This window comes from Actinomadura rudentiformis, assembly GCF_008923185.1.
GTDB lineage: Bacteria > Actinomycetota > Actinomycetes > Streptosporangiales > Streptosporangiaceae > Spirillospora > Spirillospora rudentiformis.
The window spans coordinates 374,339-389,124 of record NZ_WBMT01000001.1; the positions used below are offsets into that span (position 1 = coordinate 374,339).

The window sequence follows — 14,786 nt, forward strand, 5'->3', positions numbered from 1 at the left end:
TTATGGCGGGAGCCCCTCGATGACACACACGAACCCCGGCGCATCCGCGCACCACCCCTCACCCCATCCGCTGCGATGGCGCATCCTTGGTTTCCTCGGCATAGCGCAGCTGATGCTGATCCTTGACGTCACCGTCGTCGCCATCGCGCTACCGCACATCGAGACCGATCTGGCCCTCAGCCGCCAGGCCGTGACCTGGACGGTCAGCGCCTACACCTTGGCCTTCGGCGGCCTGATGCTGCTGGGCGGCCGGGCCGCCGACCTGTTCGGGGCCAAACGCGTCGTCCTCACCGGCTTGCTGATCTTCACCGCGGCCTCACTGGCGACCGGCCTCGCCGACACGGCCGGCCTCCTGCTGGGCGGCCGTGTCGCACAAGGAGTCGGCGCGGCGCTGCTGTCTCCGGCGGCCCTGTCGCTCGTGGTCGGCCTCTTCGACGGTGACGAGCGGAACAAGGCGCTCGGTGTCTGGTCCGCGCTCGGCGGTGGCGGCGCGGCGCTCGGTGTCCTCGTAGGAGGCCTGCTCACCGCCGGCCCAGGCTGGCCGTGGGTCTTCTACGTCAACGTGCCGATCGGACTGGTCATCATCGCCGCCCTCGCGCGGATGCTGCCGTACCAGACCGCGCCCGCGCCCCGTCCTCGGCTGGACGTCCTCGGCGCGGTGCTGGCCACCGCCTCGTCCGTCGCCTTGATCTACGCACTCATCCGTGCCGGAGACCACGGATGGCTCACCGCCGTCAGCGGGTGGCTCGTCCTGGCGACCGCGATCGGCTACCTCGCCTTCGTGGTGCGGCAGAAGACCGCAACGTCGCCCATGATGAACGTCGCACTGCTCGTTCGACGACCTGTGGCCACCGGCACGTTCCTCATCCTGATGGCCACCGCCTTGATGATCGCCGTGTTCTTCCTCGGCACGTTCTACTTCCAGCACGGGCGAGACTACGGTGCGCTGCGCACGGGTCTGCTGTTCCTCCCGGTCGCCGTCGCCACGATGGCCGGGGCCAATCTGACCGGCCGGGTCATCGGCAAGCTGGGAGCGCGCGTGCTCGCCGTGGTCGGACTGCTCGTCGCCGCGATCGGCCTGGCCCTGCCCGCACTCGCGATGGAGCCCGCCGTCGTCGCGATCGGCACGGCGATCGCCGGTGCCGGGACCGGCGCCGTCTTCGTGGTCGCGTCGGCGACCGCGCTCGGGCAGGTGGCACCGCACGAAGCCGGGATCGCATCCGGCATCGTCAGCACGTTCCACGAGTTCGGCGCGTCCGCAGGAGCCGCCGTCATCTCCAGCGTCGCAGCGGCCAGCCTCGTCAGCGACACGCTCTCTGGGTTCACAGACGGCTTCATCCTGGCCGCCGTCTCCGCAGCGGTCGCGGCGCTCGTGGCCGCCGTCCTGACCCCGGGCATGCCCGCGAAGACCGACTCATGACGACCATCCTCAAGAATCTCGTAGGCCGCTCCCGTGGGGGAGCGGCCTACGGGTCATGTTCAGTGTGCGTGCGGCATGGCGCTCATCTGGGGCTTGCCTCCCGGGACCAGGACGGCCGAGAGGGCGGCTGCCACGGCGGCGGCGATCGCGGTGGCGGTGTAGGCGTCGGTGAACCCGTTGATGGACGGCGCGGCGGTGAGCCCGGCCGCGGCGAGCGTGGACGCGGTCGCGACGCCGATCGCCCCGCCGAGTTCGTGGAAGGTGTTGACGACACCAGAGGCCAGGCCCTCTTGGCCGTGCTCGATGTGGGCGAGGGCCGAGGTGGTGGCGGTGACGAAGACGGGACCGACTCCGGCGGCGGCGATGACGAGGCCGGGCAGCAGGCTCGTGTAGATGCCGCCCTCTGCCGAGAGCCGGGTCAGGAGTCCCGTGCCCACAGCCACCAGGGCAAGGCCCGTCGCCGCGACGGTCCGGGTGCCGACCACGCTGACGAGCCGTCCCGCCAGATGCGCGCCCACCCCGGTGGCCAGCGCGGCGGGCAGGAACAACAGGCCCGTCTCCAAGGCGCTGATGTGACGCAGGTGCTGAAGGTAGAGCGAGCCGAGGAAGAACAGTGAGATCAACAGGCCCGAGCCGGCGAGCATCAGGAACGCGCCCACGGCGACCGGCCGCCGCGCCAGCATCCCGACATGCATCAGCGGTGTGCGCGTCGCTTGTTCGACGCCCGCGAACACCGCGTACAGCACGACGGCGGCGGCCAGCGGGATCAGCGTCCCGGAGTCGCTCCATCCCTCTTCGCCCGCGGTGACCAGGCCGTAGATGAGCGCGGCGGTCGCGGTGGTCACGGTCACCGCGCCGAGGAAGTCGATGCGCGGCCGGTCCCGGCGGGTGTGGAGAACGGCGGGCACGGTCGCCGGGAGCGCGGCCAGCACGGCGACGCCGACCGGCACGTTCACGAAGAACACCCACCGCCAGCCGGGCCCGGCGGTCAGGACACCGCCGACCAGGACCCCCGCCGCGAACCCGATCCCGCCCAGGCCGGCCCACACGCCGAGTGCCTTGTTGCGCTCCTCGCCGTGGAACGCCGTGGTGATGATCGCCAGGGCGGCGGGGGAGAGGAGTGCCGCGCCGACGCCCTGGGCGACACGTCCGCCGATCAGCAGCGCCTCGTTCTGCGCCAGACCGGTGGCCAGCGAGGCGAGCGTGAAGACCGCGAGGCCGATGAGCGCCATGCGCCTGGCTCCGAAGAGGTCGGCCAGGCGGCCGCCGAGCAACATCAGGCCGCCGAAGAACAGGGTGTACGCGGTGACGGCCCAAGTGAGTGCCGTACGGCCCAGTTCGAGGTCGGCGCCGATGTCGGGCAGCGCGACGTTCACCACCGTGACATCGAGGATCAGCATGAACTGGGCGACGCTGACCAGGGCGAGCGCCGTCCAGCGGCGCGGTGCGCCGTCGCCCGGCTCCTCTGGAGGGGCGGCCGGATGGTGCGTGTGGTGTGAAGGACGAGACATCGACGGCTCCTAACCCGAACATATCTGTTCGGCTTATATAAACCCCTGGCCCGTATTAAGTCAAACAACATTGTTCGTGATACGGCTATGATCGATCGCATGGCACAGAGCAGTGGGCAGGCCGTGGCGCGGCGTGGCGGTGGACGCAAGCGGGCCGACGCCGAGCGCAACATCGCTTTGATCCTCTCGGCGGCGACCGAATGCCTCGCCCGGGACCGCAACGCGTCCATGAGCGACATCGCCAAGGCGGCCGGGCTCGGGCGGGTGACCCTGTACGCGCACTTCGCGTCCCGGGAGGACCTGCTGCGAGCCGTGCTCGCCGAGACCATCGCCGAAGGAACGGAGGTCATCACGGCGGCCGCGCCCGAGGAGGGGCCACCCGCCGAGGCGTTCGCACGTGTGATCCGTTCCTGCTGGCCGTTGCTGAGCCGCTTCGGCAGCCTGCATGCCGCCGCGCAACGCGCGCTGCCGCCCGAGGAGGTGCGCGGCTATCACGATGAGCCGATGGCCCAGGTCGAGCGGCTCATCGCCCGTGGCCGGAAAGAGGGTGCCTTCCGCGCCGACCTGCCGCTCGAGTGGCTGGTCACGTCCGTGTACACACTCCTCCACGCGGCCGCCGACGAGGTCGCCGACGGGCGCCTCACCGGCGAGGACGTCGGAGAGATCCTCGTCAAGACCCTGCTCGGCGTGCTCGAACCCGAATGAACGGCGCCGTGATCGCTCGTCGATCATGGCGATCAACACGCGGAGATCTTGGGCGCGCGGGAGTTCCCGGCGGCAGAATGAGGAGGTGGAGGTGGAGGTGGAGGTGGTGCCGTGGCGGCCTTGAGCGGCTCCCTTGAACGTGCCGTGATGGACGTGCTGTGGTCGGCGTCAAAGCCGCTGCGGGTGCGTGAGGTGCTGAAGACGCTAAACGGCGGAGCGGCCAAACCGCTGGCCTACAACACCGTCCAGACCGTGGCCGAACGACTCGTGGCCAAGGGGATGGTCGAGCGTGCACCCGACGGATTGGCCTTCAAGTACGCGCCGAAGCGGGCCCGCGAGGACTACGTGGTCGAACTGATGCTGGGAGCATTGACCGAGAGCGGCGACCATGGCGCGATCCTCACGCGGTTCGCCGAGAGCATGGCCTCCGAGGACGCCCGCGAGCTGTTGGAGGCGCTGCGCAGGCGCACCAGCGGCAAGCCGGTACCGTGAGCGCATGTCCGCGCTGTTGATCGGCATGATCGCCGCCACCGTCCTGCTGGGCTACCTGGCCGGGCCGATGCTGGTGCGGTTCCGCCCGCTGGCCGGCCATCCCGGTGCCCTGGTCGCATGCTGGGCAGGGCTGCTGCTGAGCACGGTCACCGCGGCCGCCGCCCTGATCGCGGTCGCGCTGCTCGCACCGCCCATGCCGGGGCACGGACTCCTGGAGTGGGTGCGGGACTGCCTGCCCCACCATTCGCCCGTTGCCTTCGTCCTGGGCGGTCTGGCCGGCCTCGCGATCCTGTTCGCATGCGGGGCGCGGCTTGCCCGGGGGGTTCCGCGGCTGTGGCGCGCCGTCCGCAAGCGGCGTGACCACCGTTCGATGCTGCGCCTTGTGGCGCGTGAGGACAGCCGGAACGCCGACGTGCTCCTTCTCGACCATCCCCTGCCCGTCGCGTACTGCCTCCCGTCCCGCTGGCGCCCGATCGTGCTGAGCACGGGAGCCCAGACCCGGCTCACCGGCCTCCAACTCCAGGCCGTCCTCGCACATGAGCGCGCCCACCTGCGCCAGCGTCACCACGCCCTGCTGTTCTTCCTGGACCTGGCGCACACCTTGCTGCCGTGGCTGCCCACCGTCCGGCTCGCGAAGACGATCTTGCCGACGCTTCTGGAAATGTCCGCCGACGACGCCGCGGCGCGCAGGTGGGGACGGCGTACGCTCGCCGACGCTCTGCATAAGGTCGCTTCCGCGCCCGGGCTTGCCGGAGCGCTCGCGGCGGCCGGCACCGGTGACGGCCAGTTGTCGCTTCGCCTTGCCAGGCTCGCGACTTCCACCCCTGTCGGCCAGGCTCACCGCACCTGGCGAGCCTTCGCCTGGACGGTGGCCGCGGCCACCGCCACGGTGCCGATCATCACTGCCGCCGCCACCGTCTCCTCGCTGGCCGGCGTCTGCTGACGCCGCTGCGACAGCAGACGGCCGGGGCCCTCCCGTGGGAAGGGCCCCGGCAATGGACCTTCAGCGATCAACGCGCCCTATCGTGAGCTTCGGACTTCGGCCTCCCTGGGTGCGGAGACTTCGGCGGATGTGGCCTTGGGCGTTCGCAGGGTCAGGCCGGCGACGGCGGCTCCGACCAGGGCGACGAGGGCCGCGCCGATGAAGGCCGCCTGAAATCCGTCGGTCAGAGCGGGGAGGTCGCCGAGCCTGCCGGCACCCTGCGACGTCGCGATGGCGGTCATCGCGGCGAGGCCGATGGCCGAGCCGACCTGGTAGGTGGTGTTGACGATGCCGGACGCCAGCCCGGCCTCCTCCGGTGCGACCCCTCCGACCGCGGCCATCATCGCCGGGATGAAGACCAGGGACATGCCGACGGCGGAGACGAGCGACCCGGGCAGCACGTCGGTGAGGAAGTCACCCGAAGGGCTGATGGCGGAGAGGATGCCCAGACCGCCGGCGAGGACGGCCAGGCCCGTGGCGATGAGCGGCTTGGTGCCGAACCGGCCGATGAGCCGTCCGGTGACGCCGACCATCAGCACCATCATCAGCGCGGTCATCGGCACCAGGGCCGCGCCGCTGGAGAAGGCGCCGTAGCCCAGGACCTGCTGCAGGTAGAGGTTGAGGAAGTACCACATCGGAATCCAGGCGGCTCCCAGCAGGGTCATCGCCAGGTTGGCGGCGGCCAGGTTGGGGGTGCGCCACACGCGCAGCGGCATCAGCGGGCTGCGCAGCGCACGCTGGACACCGACGAACGCGACCAGGAGCAGGACGGCTCCGGCCAGCTCCAGCAGCGTCGACGCCGCCGTCCAGCCCTTCTCGGGGGCCTGGACGATGGCGTAGACCGCCAGGGCGAGTCCGCCGGTCACGGCTGCGGCACCGGCCAGGTCGAGGCCGCTCCGGCGGCCGGGGACGGCGGGCAGCAGGGCGGGGACGACCGCGAGGGTCAGCAGGCCGATGGGCACGTAGATCACGAAGACCCAGGGCCAGCTCAGCCATTCGGTGATGACGCCGCCCAGGAAGACGCCCGCTGTGCCTCCGGCGGGCGCGGCCGCTCCGTAGAAGGCCATCGCCTTGGGGAGTTCCTTGGGCTGCCCGCCGAACAACACCATGAGCAGGGTCATCGAGGACGGTGCGATGAGGGCCGAGCCGACCCCCTGGACGGCGCGTCCGGCGATCTCGGTGCCCGCGCCCGTGGCGGCCGCGGCGATGACGGAACCGGCGATGAGGACGACCCAGCCCGCCGCGAACACGCGGCGGGCGCCGAACAGGTCCGACAGCCGGCCGCCCAGCAGGAGCAGCCCGCCGAGCGCGACGACGTAGGCGTTGAACACCCATTGCAGGCCACCGGGGCTGAAGCCCAGGTCACGCTGCATCTCCGGAAGGGCCACGCCGATGATCGACGTATCCATGATGACCATGAACTGCGCCCCGGCGAGGACCGCGAGGGCCCACCAGCGGCGGGGGAGGGGGGAAGACATGGGGGATTCCTTTCACGCCCGCGGCGCCGGTCCGGCGTAGATGGGTGCCGGTCCGGCACCGCGGGCGACGACGAGCCGCTCGCGCGGCTAGAGAGTCGAAATCTGGTAACCGGCGCCTTCGACGGCCCGGTGGATGTCGGTGTCGGTCGCCGACCCCGAGACGGTGAGCCGGCCGTTCGCGAGGTCCACGTCGACTCCGGTGACGCCGTCGACCTGCGATACGGCGTTCGTCACCTTCGTCGCGCACGCCTGGCACGTCATGCCCGCGACGAGGTAACCGGGGTCGGCGATGTCGGCCTGCACGGCGTCGGCGGTCTTGGCCTGACAGGTGCACATGCGGGAACTCCCTTTCTCGTACCCCAGGGGGGTATGTGTGATGATCGGGAAGGTACCCCATGGGGGTACACGTTTGTCAAGTCCCTCGCCGAGCTGGGCTCGCGCGGCCCTGGGCGCCATACGATGGCTGCATGTCAGAGCGCGATCATCCTTCGCCTCCGGTCGTTCACCGGCACGAGTGGACTCCAGACCGGAAACAGCTGGAGGCGGCGAGCTCGGTGTTCGCTCTTCTGTCCGACCCCACGCGGCTGCACCTGTTGTGGCTGCTGGCCGAGGGTGAGGCCGATGTCTCCGAGCTCACCGCGGCGAGCGGGGCTGCCAGGACAGCGGTCAGCCAGCATCTGGCCAAGCTCCGCCTCGCGGGCCTGGTCGAGTTCCGCAAGGAGGGGCGGCGCGTGGTGTACTCCCTGCGTGACGGCCACTTGCGAGGCCTTGTCATGGAGGCTCTGAACCACGCCGACCACCGCATGACCGGCGAACCCTGGCACTCCTGAATCGATTGCCCTGCCCGCACGGGAATTCCTCTCGGATTCCCGCCGTTCGTCATGTGCGCAAGTGAGCACATATGAACGCGAGTTCTCAGGCGAGAGGGCAGGGTCATGTTCTTCGTACTCCGCAATCGCACCTACCGGCATCTGTTCGCCGCGCAGGCCATCGCCCTGGTGGGCACCGGGCTCGCCACCGTGGCGCTGAGCCTGCTCGCCTACGATCTGGCCGGATCCAGCGCCTCGGCGGTGCTCGGCACCGCGCTGGCCATCAAGATGGTCGCCTACGTCGGCATCGCCCCGGTGATCGGTGCCTACGCCGACCGCCTCCCGCGCCGGGCCCTCCTGGTGTCCACCGACCTCGTCCGCGGCGGCGTCGCCCTGGCTCTGCCGTTCGTGACCGAGGTGTGGCAGGTCTATGTCCTGATCTTCCTGCTGCAGTCGGCCTCGGCGGCCTTCACCCCGACGTTCCAGGCGACCATCCCCGAGGTTCTCCCGGCCGAGCGCGACTACACCCGTGCGTTGTCGATGTCACGGCTGGCCTATGACCTGGAGAGCCTGTTCAGCCCGGTTCTCGCCGCTGGATTGCTCACCCTCATCACCTACAACTGGCTGTTCTTCGGCACGGTCGTCGGCTTCCTCGCCTCAGCGGCCCTCGTCATGTCCGTCGTCCTGCCCAAGCCGGCGCCCGTTCAGCGCAGCGGTGGCGCTTTCGCCAAGGCCACCTATGGGGCCCGGCTCTTTGGTGCCACACCGCAACTGCGAAGCCTCCTCGCGCTGAACGTGGGCATCGCCGCCGCCGGCGCCATGGTCATCGTCAACACCGTCGTCCTCGTCCGTGACCACCTGGAACGCGCCGCCGGGGACGTCTCGCTGGCGTTCGGCGCGTTCGGTGCGGGCTCGATGGTCGTCGCTCTGCTGCTGCCCCGCGTGCTGGACAGGCTCAGCGGCCGCACCGTGATGCTGCCTGCGGCGGTGGTCCTCTTCATGGTCCTGGCCGCTCTCACCCTCGGCATCGCCTTGGACGTCAGGTCCTGGCCGTCGCTGCTGATCGCATGGGCGGTACTGGGCGCGGCCTCGTCCGCCGTGCTGACCCCGACCGGCAGCCTGATCCGCCGTTCGGTCCCCTCGGCTGACCTGCCCGCCGCGTTCGCCGCACAGTTCTCGCTGTCCCACGCCGCCTGGTTGCTCACCTATCCGCTGGCGGGATGGCTGGCCGCCGAGCTCGGCATGACCGCGGCCGCCGGCGCCCTCACCACGATCGCCCTCGTCGCCGCAGCGGCAGCCTGGATCCTGTGGCCGGCCAAGGCGACGGTCCACCCCGTCCCCACCCCGCTGACCGCATCAAGCCACCAGTCCACCCAAGAGGACACCGCCCTCGCGGCCTGACCTCCAATGCCGCCTGGGCGGGCAGTGCACGTCTTCGCGCGTTACGGAGAAGAGGAATCGGCGATGTGAAGGCGACCGCCCAGGCGGTTGCGCAGGGGCTGGAGCAGCTGCGGGGTTGAGACGACGATCCACCGCGTGCCGACCAGGTAGGCGCCTCCGTACATCTGGGAGTGCCGTAGCCAGTCCTGCTGGCCTTTGTCGGTGTCGAACGTGTTGAGCATGTACTTGCCCGTGGCGGTCACGCAGACCGCCTGCCGGTAGTCGGCGGGCCTGCCGCGCAGCGAGGGGGTGCAGCCCATGGTGGCCGCGAGCTGCTCGATGCTCATGAACGGGGCCGGGCCCGACCGGGCGCCGACCGGCCCGGCGGACGTGCTCGACCGTGCGGATGCCGGACGAGGCTCATCGCCGGAGCAGCCGGTCACGAGCGAAGCGGCCAGTCCTGCGGCCACGGTGACGACGACCTTGGAACGCCGCCGGCGGTGAAGCATGGTCCTCCCCATCAGTGCCCTCACCGTCCGGCCTGACGGCCGCGCCGGACCGCCAGGACACCGCCGACCAGCAAGCACACGACGACGGCACCGAGTCCGATCTGCACCCACGTTGTTCCCGATGACGATGGTTCGTTCGACTCAGATGCCCTCAGGCTCGTGGCGCTTCGCATGTCGGCGCCCTGGAGCGGGGACGGCGCGGCAGTGGAGGCGCTGCCTGAAGCCGCAGGCTGGAAGGTGAACGCGCGTGACCCACTGATCACATGGCCGTCCACCGAGACCGTCCGGTACGCCACTTGGTAGCGGCCCGGCCGGGACAGCGGCATGAGTCCCTGGCGGGCCACCTCCTCGCTGACAACGGCACTGCCCGACTCGGCCCGTTCCCCTCCCGGACCGGTCACTCTGATCACGGTGAACCGTTTGTTCACGGACTGGTTGAACGTCAGCACCACCTGCGACGGCGACGATGTCTGCGTTGACCTGTGGTCGGGCGAGATGCTCGTGAGCTCCGCGTGCGAGGCGGCCGGAGCCGCGGCCAGGGCGACCGTCCCGCCGGAGATCGCGAGGACCGTCAGCGCCTTCGCCGTTCCTCGCACCTGACAGCGAATCACTCCATGCCCTCCCGGCCTCGGCGGTCTGCCCTACACCCCAGGTACGGATCCGGCCGGTCCGTTCGTTCGATGAAGATCCCACTTTCTTCTACGCGATGTAGAAGCAGCCGGCCTGGAAGGCGTCGCGTTCCGGCGAGCGTCCGGACGGCCTAGCCGCCTCGGACGGGTCGGTAGGTGAGGTGGGTGATGTCGCCGTCAAGCTCCTGCTTCAGCTTGGAGACTTCGTTCACCACGTCCGTCGAGCGCGACGTTCTCGCTGATGATGATCTTCCCCATGACGGCTCTCCTCGGAGTCGGGTCATGCCCGCCGCCCGGCGGACTCATCCTCAGGTGTTCGGCCCTGGAGGCCGCGGGCCAGATCGGTGAGGGCCGTGATGAGCTCGTCGGCGGAGGTGTCGGTCAGGCTTGCGACGGTCTCGTCCGCGAGTTCCCGCCAAAGCTCCTTCATCCGCAGGATGACCTTCTCGCCCTCGGCTGTCAGCCGGACGACATTGGCGCGTGCGTCTTGGACGGCGGGTGCCCGGCTGACCAACCCCGCGGCCTCCAGCTTGCGCACCATCAGAGTGATGCTGGGTGGTTCGCAGTCCGCTCCGGCGGCAAGCTGCCGCTGAGTCTGCGGGCCTTTGGCGCTGAGCAGGAACAGGACGGCCTCGTGTCCGGGGTGCAGGCCCAGCTCCGCGAGCTTGACGGCTGCCCGCGCCCGATGCTTGAGGGCGATGGTCCGGATCGCTCCGTTCAGCGTGTCAGCCCGTTCGAAGTCCACCAGGCCCCCTCAGCCGCGAGTGATCGTTACGCGCGTGCGTTCAAACGTTATGCGCTTAATCAAGTCTACTGCCGCCAGGCATCCCCCGGTTCGGTGGTCCCTTGCAGGTTGAGTTGAGCTCAACTTAGAATCCGCTCATGGACAATGATGGTGATCGCGGGGAGCGACGGTGGTCCGCGCAGGGCGCGTCAGCCCGGCAACGGATCCTCGCGGCGGCCGCTGAGGAGATGGTCGAGACCGGCGACCTCGAGGTGGCGGCCGTGGCGCGGCGGGCCGGAGTGAGCGTGGGCCTGCCCTATCGCTATTTCGGCACCCGTAGTGGCCTGCTGGCCGCGGTCGTCTCCGGTTTCTACGACCGGCTGGACGAGGCCGCGGTCAACAGGGAGTTCGACGGCGACAGCTGGTACGAGCGGGAGCAGTCGCGCGTCACCGCGTGGGTGGAGCATCTGTACGACGATCCGCTCGCCCCCGTCGTACTCGGCCGGGTGGGCGGCGACGCCGAGACCGCGAGCGTGGAGAGGCAACGCCTGCACGCCGCCATCGAACTGGGTGCCCGGAACATGGCGCGCGGTCAGCGCGACGGCGACCTTCCCTCCGACCGCGACCCGGAGCTGCTCGTGGCGGCGGTCCTGGGCGGAGTGCACATGGCCGTCATGGTGGCCCTGACCCGGACTCCTCGTCCAGACCGCACGCAGGTGGCCGCGCAACTGTGGGCCTTTGTGGCCGGAGCCGCCGGAGCCGCTCGAGACCGACGGAGGACACCATGACCGAGCCGAGCACCAATCCCGAAGTGCACCGGCTGGAGGATCTGGCCGGCGATCTCGCCCGCACCCACCGCGTCACCAGCAAGGACCGTGGTGTCCAGACCGCGCGGATCGAAGCCGACCTGGCGGCCCTGGAACGCGACGGCTACGTCATCCTGAGGGATCTGCTCAGCCAGAAGGAACGCGAGGACCTGCGTGCTGAGCTCACACCGTTGCTCGGGCCGGTGGGCCGCAACAGTTTCGAAGGCCATCACACCCAGCGGATCTACAGCGTGCTCAACAAGACGCGCGCCGTCGACCGCCTGGTCGACCACCCCCGGGTGCTTGCCCTGCTCGACAGGCTCCTGCTGCCCAACTACCTGTTGTCCCAGCTCCAGGTCATCAATATCCAGCCTGGTGAAGACGCCCAGTTGCTCCACCCCGACGACGGTTTCTACCCCGTTCCCCGCCCCCGCGCCGCACTGTCGGTGGCGACGGTCTGGGCGATCGACGAGTTCACCGAAGACAACGGCGCGACGGTGCTGCTACCGGGAAGCCACCGTTGGCCGGACGGCAGAACCCCTACCGACGCGGACCCGCGCGTGACCGGCCTCATGCCCGCCGGTTCCTGCGTGTTGTTCCTGGGCACCCTTTGGCACGGCGGCGGCGCCAACCGCAGCACGGCGCCGCGGTTGGCCGCCACCGCCCAGTACTGCCAGCCCTGGCTACGCACACAAGAAGCGTTCACCCTGTCGACCAGCCCCGAGGTGGCAACGGAGGTCTCCGACGACATCCGGCGCATGCTCGGTTACAGCATCCATCCGCCCTTCCTCGGGATGGTCGACGGCATGCATCCCAAGCGCCTTCTGGACATCAATGACTCCTAGAGGCACTGGTCTTCGGACGGCGCGCAGCCGGATCAGTCGATGATGATCGCTGAGCTCGACAAAGGCCTGGGATCGCGACGATATTCCCGGTGCTTGTCAGCCGCCTTCGGCAGCCGGTGTGCCAGGAGTTCTTTGCCGGCGTTTCCGTTGTGGCCTGCCTGCGGGTGAGGTGCGGTGCCCCGGTCAACGATCCGTGCTGAGGTGATGGTGAGCTCGTAGTGAGCCCACACCATGGCGGCGTTGACCAGGCGGCGCGCCGTGGCGTGGACGAGATGGACGTCGGAGAGAGCGGTGACGATCAGCAGGACGGATCCGTCGTGGTCCAGGTTGGCCGCGGTGGGGTCGGAGGGCCAGACCGCCACGCGCAGGCGCCGATCGTCGATCACGCGCAGCTCTCCCCAGTCCGGCACAAAGACTCGGGACTTCCCGCCGGCAGAGTAGGTGATCATGACGACGGGGTGCTGACGTGCTTGGGAACTGGTGATCGCCTTAACGGCGGTGGAGAGCGTGTCGGGCGAGGTGGTCATCGGCATGTCCGCCTTACGTCGAAGGATCGGCCGGCTCGCGGGGAGTGCCCGAACAGATCACTGCGCCGATCCGCTCGGGGGAGAACCACTCGTGCTCGTGTCGAACATATATTCGATAATAGTCGAGGGGTCTGACATCCGCACCGCCGGGCGCGGTTCATCGCCGCGCCGAAGCCGCCAGTAGGGCGGGCAACGCACAAGAACGCCCCGAGCCGCTGGGCGGGCTCGGGGCGTTATCGGGTTTCCGCGGTTGAGGTGTCCCGGACTATCGGGGCTGGACGTTCGTCCACTCGGTGGTGAGCGTGTACGTGCCGGAGGTGATCCACTCACCGCCGTCGGTCCACACGAGGATGTTGGTCTGGCGCAGCTGCGAGGTCGCGGGATCGATGACCATCCTGACCGTGTCCCCGGTCTCCGAGGGGAATTGCAGGCCCTGCCCGCCGGGCACCTTCCCCGTGCTCTTCACATGGGGGTACGAGGCGATCGCGCGGAAGGCGGCAGCGCGGGTCTTCGACGGTGTCGGCAGCGTGCTGATCAGGGAGACCAGCCCCTGGAAGACGGCTTGCTTCTGCTGGGCCGCGGTGAGCCTCCCGGCGCTGGTCCTGATATCGCTGCGTTTCACGGCGTCGGTGATCCAGCCCTTGAGGTCCTCGGGCTTGGACGGCAGGCGTCGGAGCTGGTCGAGGCTCACATCGAGGGGGCCGATTCCCCATCGCTGATCGCCGATCTGGATGAGCCGGCCGTCGGACTTCCTGCCCTTGAACCAGACCCGGCCGTCACGCTTGATCCAGCTTTCGCTCATGTCCGGCGCCGCGCCCGGGCGCTCCCTCTGCTCCAGCTTGATGTGCCAGTAGACGCCCTTGTCCGGCAGTCTTTCCGCGGTCGTGGCCGCCGCGAGCAGTACCTGCCGCGCGGTCATCTGCGGATCCGGCGGGCTGTTGGGCGCGTGCGGGTCGCCCGTCCCGGCGGAGACCAGCACGACTGCGGCCGCGGTGGTGGCGGTCAGGCCGAATCCGCCGGCCAGCCAGGCCTTCTTGTGCTTGCGGGCCGGGGAGGGATTGAGCATGGCGTTCTGCAGCTTGTGGCGGCCGTTGTCGACCGCCTCGCGGGGTGGTTCGGGCTTGGCCAGCAGAGTGGCGAGATCCTGAAGGTCATTCATTGACTTCCTCCGGGTTGATGGCGTTCTGGAGCTTCTTGCGGGCACGGCTCAGCCGGGAGCCCACCGTTCCGTACGAGATGCCGAGGGCCACGGCCACCTCCTCGTGCGTGAGCTGCGCGAGGGCCACGAGCAGAACGACGTCGCGCTCGCCCTGGGAGAGCTTGGTCAGGGCCATCGCGAGCTGCGGCTGCAGGCGCTGGGCGTTCACCGACGTCAGGACGCGGTTCTCGTGGCTGTCGGACGCGCGCTCGTGCGTCCCCCGCGCGAGCGTCCGGTAGTGGCGGGCCTCCTTGCGCCGATGCCGGGCGACCAGGTTGGTGGCGATGCCGAACAGCCAGGGCCGAAGCCCTCCGCGTCCGGGATCGAACCGGTCGCGCTCGCCGAACGCCGTCAGGAACGTCTCGGCCGCGACGTCGTCCGCCGCCTGAACGTCCAGGCGCCCGGCCACATACAGATAGATGTCGCGGTGATACCGGTCGTAGACCGCGTGGAACTCCTCGGGATTCCGCCGGAACCGGGTGACAAGCTCGGCGTCGGTCGCGGGCTCGTCCACACTGGCCCTCAAGTCCCTGCCTCCGTCATGCGGACGCCTCCAAGGGGATGGAAAGTGGTCGGTTCACACCAACACTTCGCGATTCGCGCGAATCACTTTCCCGGAACGTCTGTGTCGGTGCTGCGCGAGGGTGGAGGCATGCGCGTCGCCGTCCTCTCCAGGCGGGCTGGATCGCCGGGGCTCCACGGGGCTCCCCGCAAGGCGTGCGGGCACGGCCCCGGGAGCGGTGGCCAGAATTAACAAGGAGTCCAGTAAAG

17 protein-coding genes are annotated in these 14,786 nt (G+C 69.6%); 8 read left to right on the plus strand and 9 right to left on the minus strand.

The window, feature by feature from the left end:
• Positions 1-19 precede the first annotated feature (19 nt).
• Positions 20-1,420 (plus strand): MFS transporter, encoded by a 1,401-nt coding sequence (locus tag F8566_RS01855; RefSeq protein ID WP_151557278.1) that lies wholly within the window; start codon positions 20-22, stop codon positions 1,418-1,420.
• A gap of 59 nt (positions 1,421-1,479) precedes the next feature.
• Here the strand turns inward: F8566_RS01855 and F8566_RS01860 are convergent, their stop codons facing one another.
• Positions 1,480-2,931: an MFS transporter gene (locus tag F8566_RS01860; RefSeq protein WP_151557279.1), complete on the minus strand. Its 1,452-nt coding sequence runs from the start codon at positions 2,929-2,931 to the stop codon at positions 1,480-1,482.
• A 99-nt stretch (positions 2,932-3,030) separates the two neighbouring features.
• On the opposite strand from F8566_RS01860, the gene F8566_RS01865 reads away from it, so the two are divergent.
• The 3 genes from F8566_RS01865 (at position 3,031) to F8566_RS01875 (ending at position 5,071) form a co-directional block, all read left to right on the plus strand.
• Positions 3,031-3,636 carry a TetR/AcrR family transcriptional regulator gene (locus F8566_RS01865; protein WP_151557281.1) on the plus strand — a complete coding sequence of 202 codons (606 nt, stop codon included), beginning with the start codon at positions 3,031-3,033 and terminating at the stop codon, positions 3,634-3,636.
• A 111-nt stretch (positions 3,637-3,747) separates the two neighbouring features.
• Positions 3,748-4,128: a BlaI/MecI/CopY family transcriptional regulator gene (locus F8566_RS01870; protein WP_225992765.1), complete on the plus strand. Its 381-nt coding sequence runs from the start codon at positions 3,748-3,750 to the stop codon at positions 4,126-4,128.
• 4 nt (positions 4,129-4,132) lie between these two features.
• The gene (locus F8566_RS01875; protein ID WP_192809460.1) at positions 4,133-5,071 is read left to right on the plus strand and encodes a M56 family metallopeptidase; all 939 of its coding nucleotides are present in this window, start codon (positions 4,133-4,135) and stop codon (positions 5,069-5,071) included.
• Between the two features lie 77 nt (positions 5,072-5,148).
• Here F8566_RS01875 and F8566_RS01880 read toward each other — a convergent pair whose 3' ends face one another.
• Together F8566_RS01880 and F8566_RS01885 are read right to left on the minus strand one after the other, a co-directional pair.
• Complete coding sequence (locus F8566_RS01880; protein WP_151557288.1) at positions 5,149-6,588, minus strand: MFS transporter; 1,440 nt, start codon at positions 6,586-6,588, stop codon at positions 5,149-5,151.
• Positions 6,589-6,675: 87 nt separating this feature from the next.
• Positions 6,676-6,924 carry a heavy-metal-associated domain-containing protein gene (locus F8566_RS01885; RefSeq protein ID WP_225992766.1) on the minus strand — a complete coding sequence of 83 codons (249 nt, stop codon included), beginning with the start codon at positions 6,922-6,924 and terminating at the stop codon, positions 6,676-6,678.
• Between the two features lie 131 nt (positions 6,925-7,055).
• Here F8566_RS01885 and F8566_RS01890 point away from each other — a divergent pair, with 131 nt between their 5' ends.
• The gene (locus F8566_RS01890) at positions 7,056-7,418 is read left to right on the plus strand and encodes an ArsR/SmtB family transcription factor (RefSeq protein WP_151557290.1); all 363 of its coding nucleotides are present in this window, start codon (positions 7,056-7,058) and stop codon (positions 7,416-7,418) included.
• A 105-nt stretch (positions 7,419-7,523) separates the two neighbouring features.
• Positions 7,524-8,798: an MFS transporter gene (locus tag F8566_RS01895; RefSeq protein ID WP_151557292.1), complete on the plus strand. Its 1,275-nt coding sequence runs from the start codon at positions 7,524-7,526 to the stop codon at positions 8,796-8,798.
• Between the two features lie 41 nt (positions 8,799-8,839).
• Here F8566_RS01895 and F8566_RS01900 read toward each other — a convergent pair whose 3' ends face one another.
• The 3 genes from F8566_RS01900 to F8566_RS01910 form a co-directional block, all read right to left on the minus strand.
• Entirely contained in the window at positions 8,840-9,286 is a 447-nt protein-coding gene (locus F8566_RS01900; RefSeq protein WP_151557294.1) for a hypothetical protein, read from the minus strand.
• Between the two features lie 20 nt (positions 9,287-9,306).
• Positions 9,307-9,882: a copper resistance CopC family protein gene (locus F8566_RS01905; RefSeq protein WP_192809461.1), complete on the minus strand. Its 576-nt coding sequence runs from the start codon at positions 9,880-9,882 to the stop codon at positions 9,307-9,309.
• A 313-nt stretch (positions 9,883-10,195) separates the two neighbouring features.
• Entirely contained in the window at positions 10,196-10,660 is a 465-nt protein-coding gene (locus F8566_RS01910; protein WP_192809462.1) for a MarR family winged helix-turn-helix transcriptional regulator, read from the minus strand.
• 137 nt (positions 10,661-10,797) lie between these two features.
• Between F8566_RS01910 and F8566_RS01915 the strand changes: the two genes are divergently transcribed.
• Positions 10,798-11,427 (plus strand): TetR/AcrR family transcriptional regulator, encoded by a 630-nt coding sequence (locus tag F8566_RS01915; RefSeq protein WP_151557300.1) that lies wholly within the window; start codon positions 10,798-10,800, stop codon positions 11,425-11,427.
• Positions 11,424-12,290, plus strand: a complete 867-nt coding sequence (locus tag F8566_RS01920) for a phytanoyl-CoA dioxygenase family protein (protein ID WP_151557302.1) — start codon at positions 11,424-11,426, stop codon at positions 12,288-12,290. The genes F8566_RS01915 and F8566_RS01920 overlap by 4 nt, the downstream gene beginning before the upstream one ends.
• A 32-nt stretch (positions 12,291-12,322) precedes the next feature.
• Here the strand turns inward: F8566_RS01920 and F8566_RS01925 are convergent, their stop codons facing one another.
• The 3 genes from F8566_RS01925 to F8566_RS01935 form a co-directional block, all read right to left on the minus strand.
• Positions 12,323-12,817, minus strand: coding sequence for a hypothetical protein (locus F8566_RS01925; protein WP_151557304.1), 495 nt, complete (start codon positions 12,815-12,817; stop codon positions 12,323-12,325).
• Between the two features lie 265 nt (positions 12,818-13,082).
• Positions 13,083-13,976 carry a CU044_5270 family protein gene (locus F8566_RS01930; protein ID WP_151557306.1) on the minus strand — a complete coding sequence of 298 codons (894 nt, stop codon included), beginning with the start codon at positions 13,974-13,976 and terminating at the stop codon, positions 13,083-13,085.
• Positions 13,969-14,541, minus strand: a complete 573-nt coding sequence (locus F8566_RS01935) for an RNA polymerase sigma factor (protein ID WP_151557308.1) — start codon at positions 14,539-14,541, stop codon at positions 13,969-13,971. Before F8566_RS01935 ends, F8566_RS01930 begins: the two co-directional genes overlap by 8 nt.
• Between the last annotated feature and the right edge of the window lie 245 nt (positions 14,542-14,786).